General features: G+C 69.7%; 3 protein-coding genes. 2 read left to right on the plus strand and 1 reads right to left on the minus strand.

Annotated features, from left to right (window positions below; all coding sequences use genetic code 11):
- Nucleotides 1-143: 143 nt before the first annotated feature.
- Nucleotides 144-1,850 (minus strand): putative Ig domain-containing protein, encoded by a 1,707-nt coding sequence (locus ACFTWP_RS08240; RefSeq protein ID WP_380263436.1) that lies wholly within the window; start codon nt 1,848-1,850, stop codon nt 144-146.
- Between the two features lie 635 nt (nt 1,851-2,485).
- On the opposite strand from ACFTWP_RS08240, the gene ACFTWP_RS08245 reads away from it, so the two are divergent.
- On the plus strand, nt 2,486-3,886 hold the full coding sequence (locus ACFTWP_RS08245) for an alpha-amylase family protein (RefSeq protein WP_380263558.1): 1,401 nt from the start codon (nt 2,486-2,488) through the stop codon (nt 3,884-3,886).
- A gap of 168 nt (nt 3,887-4,054) precedes the next feature.
- A complete protein-coding gene (locus tag ACFTWP_RS08250) occupies nt 4,055-4,339 on the plus strand; it encodes a hypothetical protein (protein ID WP_380263559.1) in 285 nt (94 codons plus the stop codon).
- The last annotated feature ends 173 nt before the right edge of the window (nt 4,340-4,512 follow it).

A 4,512-nucleotide genomic window follows, 5' to 3' on the forward strand; every position in this document is an offset into this window, starting at 1 on the left:
GCCCGGCCCCGCCCCCCCCCCCCGACGGGGGCGCGGCCGCCCCCGCGGCCGCGGGCCCGCCCCCGCCACGACCGCGCAGCGTCCTGCCCGCTGGTCCTGGCCGAGGGCCCGGCACCCGGGCCGGCGCCCCGGTGCGCCGCGGGTCAGCTCTTGCCGACGGTGCAGCCGTAGGTGGAACCGCCGGAGCCGCTGTAGGCCTCAAGGTCGACGTAGTAGGTGCCGGCGCCACTCGCCGTGTAGGTCAGTGACTCCCCGACGCCCTTGCCGTCGTTGACGGATCTGGTCTGGGTGCTGCCGCTGGAGTTGAGGAGGTACAGGTCGGCGTCGTAGGCGGCCGGGACGGTGCAGTCGACGGTGACCGTCTGACCGCTGGTCAGCGTCAGCTTGTAGTAGTCCCGGTCCGAGCTGCTCTTCATGCTGCCGGTCACGGTGACGGGGAAGGCCAGTGCGGAGATGCTGTTCGCCGCGCCGGTGGAGTCGTTGGGCTCGGTCTCGGTGTAGGCGCTGCCGGATCCGCCGGTCGTGGTGACGGTCCAGGTGAAGGTGGCGGAACCGGATGCGCCGGTGGTGTCGGCGGCGGTGACGGTGACGGTGTGGGCTCCGGTGGTGGTGGGGGTGCCCGTGATGCGGCCACCGCTGCTGATCGACAGGCCGCTCGGCAGGCCGCTCGCGGTGTAGGTGAGGGTCTGGCCGGCTGCGGAGTCGCTCGCGGACATCTGGAGGTCGACGCTGGTACCGGTGGCGGTGCTCTGAGCACCGGGGCCGGTGACCGTCACGGTGTTGCCACCGCCCTGGCAGGTCGTGACGGGCGTCCCGCTGTAGAGGCTGGCGTCGGCGACCCCGTTGTTGACGCTCTTGAGGTAGTAGCCGCAGGTGGGCCGGTTCTTGAAGTCGAAGGTCTGTCCTGCGGTGAGGTGCCAGATCTTGTAGTTCGAGAAGGTCAACGGGCTGCCGGAGACGGCCTTCTCGGGTTGGTGGTCGCCGAGGACGACGTAGGCGTCGGAGCCGGAGAGGGTGGCGAGTCCGTTCTTGTCCAGGAAGAGGGAGCCGCCGCCCTGCTCGACGCCGACGCCCCAGGCCTTGCCGCCGGTGGTCCGGCCGTCCTTGATCGCGCGGGCCACGAAGGCCATCGTGCGGCCCATGCGGTCGCGGGTGACGAAGTGGGAATCGTTGATGGTGTCCTGGTAGTTGGGCCAGGAGAACATGCCGGTGGTGAAGGTCATGCCGGAGTTGTAGGGGTTGGCGAGCGCGGTGGACGAGGTCGCGCTATCGCCACAGGCGTCGTAGACGATGGAGCTGTTGATGTGGTGGCCGGCGCTGCCACCGCCGGACCCACCGCCCTTGGCGACGACGGACTGGACGGACGCCTGGAGCGCGGTGCCCTTCCAGGACGCGTAGACGCACTGGTTGCCGCCCGCGAAGTAGACGAACTCGGCGTTGCGGACGTCGGTGTTGACCTGGGCGGCGTTCCCGTCGCTCGCCGACGTCACCACGTCGGTGGTGCAGGAGTTGATGCCGCTGAGTCCCATGATGACGTCGCACTCCGGGGTGGAGCTTCCGGACGAGGGGGCGGAGTCCGCGAGGACGGTGACGTCGATGCTGCCCGTGCCGCCGGTGATGGCGTTCACGGCCTTCGTCATGGTGGCGGGGACGACCGCGCCGTCGCCGTTCATGGTGAACGCCGGGCCGCTCCAGGTGGTGCGGCTGACGTCGCTGGAGCTGCCCTGTCGGACGTGGGTGACCGACGCGTGGGCTGCCTGCGGCAGGGCGAGTACACCGGTTGACGCGAGCAGAGCAGCGGCAAGGGTGGTGGCCGTCCGACGCGAGACTCTGAGCAGGTTCGGACTCACGAGTCCTCCTGAGTGTGGGGGTGTGGGGGGCGACATCCCATGGAGTGAACGTCGAAATAGAAACTACAGATGGAAGCTTGATTGCGGAACATGTAATCGATGAACAAGAGTAAAGACTTCGCCACGACGCCAGGATCTGCCGATATGCGGCGGCAGCCCCCGAGCGAACGAGTATGTCGGATCCAGATCTGACCGATGTATCTGGCGTTACATCTTCTTCCTCTCATCACCATTGAGTTACAGACCCGCGACCGGCCGGCAGCCCGGGACCGGGGCGCCCGGCCGACGCGCCCGACAGCGCCCGCACCCCCGCCCTCGATGGACCGGACCGCCGCGTCGGCCTCGATGCGGACGCGACACGGGTCGAGACCGAGGGCGGCCGTCACACGGGGGCGGGAGGGCGGGACCGCCGGGCGGAGCGCGCCGGAACCCTTGACGGCCCCGCCGGCACGGCCGTACGTTCTGCCCAGCCCGAAATTGTTTCCGGCAAGTTTCATGAATCTTGCGGCAACTGACTGCAGGTTCGGTCAGGTCGCATTCGGGCATCTCCCCGCCGGGCCTCCGGCTCCCACCCCCCACGAGGAGACACGGTGGACCAGACCACCCACAGACCGCGCCGTCGGCGCCGCGCTTCGATCGCCGCCGCATCCCTGGCCGTGGTCACGGCCGCGACAGGGCTCGCGTCGGCCCCCACCGAGGCCGTCGCCGCCACCCCCGGCAGCAGGACCGTCACGGCCACCCTGTTCGAGTGGTCCTACGCCTCCGTCGCGAAGGAGTGCACCAACGTGCTGGGCCCGAAGGGCTACGGCTACGTCGAGGTGTCGCCGCCACAGGAGCACATCCAGGGCAGCCAGTGGTGGACGTCCTACCAGCCGGTCAGCTACAAGATCGCCGGTCGGCTCGGTGACGCGTCCGCCTTCACGTCCATGGTCAACACCTGCCACGCCGCGGGCGTCAAGGTCGTCGCGGACGCCGTGATCAACCACATGAGCGCGGGCTCCGGCACCGGTACCGGCGGCACCGGCTACTCCAAGTACACCTACCCCGGCACCTACCAGGACTGGGACTTCCACTCCTGCCGGACGAACATCTCCAACTACGCGGACCGGACCAACGTCCAGAACTGCGAACTCTCCAGCCTGGCCGACCTCGACACCGGCAGCGACTACGTCCGCTCCACCATCGCCGGCTACCTCAACAGCCTGATCGCCAAGGGCGTCGACGGGTTCCGCGTCGACGCCGCGAAGCACATCGCCTCCGGCGACCTCGCCGCCATCAAGGCGAAGCTCAGCAATCCGGGCATCTACTGGGTGCAGGAGGTCATCTACGGCGCCGGCGAAGCGGTGCAGCCCGGCGAGTACACCGCCACCGGCGACGTCGACGCCTTCATGGGCGCCTACGACCTCAAGCGGATCTTCACCAGCGAGAAGATCGCCTATCTCGACAACTGGAACGACTCCTGGGGCGCCGGGTACCTCCCGAGCGCCAACTCCCGCACTTTCACCGACAACTGGGACACCGAACGGAACGGCTCCACCCTCAACTACAAGTACGGCAACACCTACACCCTTGCCAACGTCTACCTGCTGGCCTGGCCGTACGGCTCGCCGAACGTGTACTCGGGGTACGAGTTCACCGACATCGACGCCGGCCCGCCCAACGGAGGCACCGTCAGCGCCTGCTACCAGAACGGCTGGAAGTGCCAGCACGCCTGGCGCCAAATAGCCAACATGGTCGCCTTCCGCAACGCCGTCAACGGCACCGCGGTGACGAACTGGTGGTCCAACGGCAACAACGCCGTCGCCTTCGGCCGGGGCACCAAGGGCTACGTGGCGATCAACCACGAGACCAGTGCCGTCACCCGGACCTTCCAGACCTCGCTCCCGGCCGGCAGCTACTGCGACGTCCAGCACGGCGACCCCGGCGCCAACGGCGCCTGCAGCGGCCCCAAGTACACGGTCGCCGGCAACGGGACCTTCACCGCCACGGTCGGCGCCGGTGACGCGATCGCCCTGTACGCGGGCGCGGGCGGCTGACCCCGGTACCGAAGCAAAAGACCACACCGCCCCGTCCGGCAGCAGCCGGGCGGGGCGCCTCGTCCGACCCGTCCGAGCCGATGCATCAACGCTGCGACTGCCGCAATCCCGGCGCCGCTCCCACGCTGGAGAACAGGAATCATCCCAGCGCAGACTCTCGGAGCAATGATGAAGATCGTCCGACGGCTCCACGAAGCCGGAATCACCAGCGAGCACGCCTACGCGGCGGCGTTCGGATCCATCGGCCTCTCCCTGCTCAGCTGGATCGCGTCGATGAAGGCGGAACAGGCCGGCGTCGAGCGGGCCGACCGATGGGGCATCTTCGTGGGTGAATGGGCACCCACCTTCTTCGGGCTCGGCCTGGCACTCGCCGGGTACGAGCAGGAAGCCCCGCCCCCGGGCAAGGGATCACGCAGCGCCTGGCTCGACCACCCGAGCGAGAGCCCCGGGTGACCTGGCCGTTCGGCCGGCGAGGGCCCCGCAGCCGAGCTCCCGGGGCCCGCGCCGGCCCCCCCGGCCCGGGCCGCCCCCCCCCCGCGGTGGCGCCCGGCGTGGGCCTCCCCTTCCACCCCCCCCGGCGGGGGCGGCGGGGCCCCGACCCGGAGGTGCGCCGGGCCCTTGTGGCC

This window comes from Kitasatospora sp. NPDC057015 (assembly GCF_042673745.1).
Lineage (GTDB): Bacteria > Actinomycetota > Actinomycetes > Streptomycetales > Streptomycetaceae > Kitasatospora.

Coding starts and splice junctions, on each gene's coding strand:
- ACFTWP_RS08250 (WP_380263559.1), top strand. CDS start 4,055: ATGAAGATCGTCCGACGGCTCCACGAAGCCGGAATCACCAGCGAGCAC.